The sequence below is a fragment of the Streptomyces sp. ID05-39B genome (assembly GCF_033794725.1).
Taxonomy (GTDB): domain Bacteria; phylum Actinomycetota; class Actinomycetes; order Streptomycetales; family Streptomycetaceae; genus Streptomyces; species Streptomyces bobili.
The window spans coordinates 1-2,306 of the sequence record NZ_JARGEF010000470.1; the positions used below are offsets into that span (position 1 = coordinate 1).

Sequence of the window (2,306 nt, forward strand, 5' to 3'; positions counted from 1 at the left end):
ATGGGTTAAAAGAGAAAGCCCCCCTGCTGATCGCGGGGGCGGGCACCAGCCTCTCCGGCACCCCCGCCCAGGCCGCCCCGCGCATGGACACCAGCCAGTTCAAGGGCGTCAACTGGGCCGACCCTCGGGACAACTTCGCCGACGATCCGGTCGTCCTGTCGGGCCTGTCGCTCTCCGACAGCTACGCCCAGACGTACACCAAGTCGAGCCGGGTGATATCGGCGTTCCGCGCCAACCTCGGCGCCAACACCGTGCGGCTGCCGATCAACCCGTACACGGTGAACGGCAGCTACTGGAAGTCGTACCGCGCGGTCATCGACGCGGCCTCCGCCAAGGGCTTCAAGGTCATCCTGTCGTACTGGGAGGGCACCGGCCCCCGCAAGGACGGCTTCATCGACGACGAGGCCACCTACTGGCCCATGTGGAACACGGTCGTCAAGGCGTACAAGTACGACCGCAACGTGTACTTCGAGCCCATGAACGAGCCGCACGGCTACACCGACACCGAGTGGGCCGACCTCGCCGCGAAGTGGCTGGACACCTACTCCTCGGTCCCGCGGGGCCGGGTCTTCGTCAGCGGCGCCGGCTACAACGACCACGTCACCACCGTCTGCGCCGACCCGCGCCTGAAGGGCACCTACCTCTCCCTGCACCACTACGGGTTCTGGAAGGAGTACGCCACCTACGACCAGTGGGTGGCCGACCTCAAGGTGCGCATCGGCGACTGCGCCAACCGGACCGTCGCCGACGAGTTCGGCGCCCACATGACGACCGGCTTCGACTACAACAGGCCGGCGCCGGACAACAACTTCGTCAACTACATGCAGGCCGTCACCGACACCTTCCGCGAGCTGAAGATGGGGTCGGTCTACTGGCCGGGCCTGCGCACCGGTGACACGTACTCCCTGCAGACCCTGACGGGCGACCCGTCCCGCCCCTGGCTGGCGACCACCAACCAGTCCGGCGCGGACCGCCTCGCCTGGGCGTGGGGCCGAGGCAAGGCCGTCCGCCCCTGATCGTGACGCGGCTCGCCGCGCACTGAACGGCGCCCGCGAGCGCACGCGGGGGAGGGACCCGCATCCTCCCCCGGGCGCGCTCGCGCGCGGCGGACGCTTCCGCACACGCACCAACACCTCCGATCGTCTGCGAACAACTCCGAAGGGGCCGAAGTGAGGGAAGTCCTGACCGTTCGCCGGTACTGGGCTAGCCTCTTCTTCTCTTGAGGCGAACTGACGTACGTCGAAAACCACTTCGGGGAAATTCCGTGTCAGATCAGCGGCCGTCGCCATCGGATCCGGCGACGAGCGAGGCCGCCGCACTGCGGCAGGCCGGGGCCTCGCCCCTGCGTCCGGGCGACCCCGAACAGGTCGGCCCCTATGTGCCGTTGGCCCTGCTGGGCAGCGGCGGGATGGGGCGCGTCTACCTGGGGCGCCCGGTCGACGACAGCCCCGGCCTGGTCGCCGTGAAGGTGATCCGTCCGGAGTACGCGGAGGACCCCCGGTTCCGTCGCCGGTTCGAGCGCGAGGCCGCGGTGCACGCCAGGCTGCGCACCCCGCACGCGCCGAAACTGTGTGGAACCGGTTTCCGGGACGAACTGCTCTGGATGGCCACCGAGTACCTCCCCGGACCCGACCTCGCGGAGACCGTACGGGAGGACGGCGCCCTCGCCACCGTCACGGTCTGGCAGGTGGCGGACCAACTCGCGCGCGCCCTGTGCGAACTGGCCGACGCGGGCATCGTCCACCGCGACCTCAAGCCGTCCAACGTGCTGCTCACCGTCCGCGGCGCGCACGTCATCGACTTCGGCATCTCCAAGGCGGTGGACGCGAGTTCCCTCACCGGCACGGGCAACCGGGTCGGAACGCCCGCCTACATGTCTCCCGAACACCTCAGGACCGGCCACTCCGACACGGCCTCGGACGTGTTCTCGCTCGCGGGGACGCTGGTCTTCGCGGCGTCCGGGCGCGCCCCGTTCGGCGACGGCACCGGTGTCGACGTCATGCACCGGGTGGCCTTCGAGGAGCCCAACCAGGAGCTGCTCGGCGAGATCTCTGCGGCGGACCCGGCGCTCGGCGCGCTGCTGTCGGCCTGCCTGGCCAAGGAGCCCACGCAGCGCCCCACCCCGGCGGAACTCCTGGAAACGGCGGTACGCCACGCCGGCCCGCCCGGCTGGCCCGACCCGCTGGGCAGCAGGGTCCTGGCCCGGCAGCGGGCGTACGAGACGCTGTTCCGCCTCCCGGTCGAGCGCAAGGCCCGCTTAGCCCGCCCGGCCACGGCACCGCCCGCCATGCCCCCTCCGGCTGCTC

2 protein-coding genes are annotated in these 2,306 nt (G+C 70.5%); both read left to right on the top strand.

Annotated elements, in window-relative coordinates; translation table 11 throughout:
* Positions 1 to 26: 26 nt before the first annotated feature.
* Positions 27 to 1,016 (top strand): cellulase family glycosylhydrolase, encoded by a 990-nt coding sequence (locus tag P1P75_RS41175; RefSeq protein WP_319265083.1) that lies wholly within the window; start codon positions 27 to 29, stop codon positions 1,014 to 1,016.
* 248 nt (positions 1,017 to 1,264) lie between these two features.
* A partial coding sequence (locus P1P75_RS41180; protein WP_319265080.1) for a serine/threonine-protein kinase occupies positions 1,265 to 2,306 on the top strand: 1,042 nt, incomplete at its 3' end.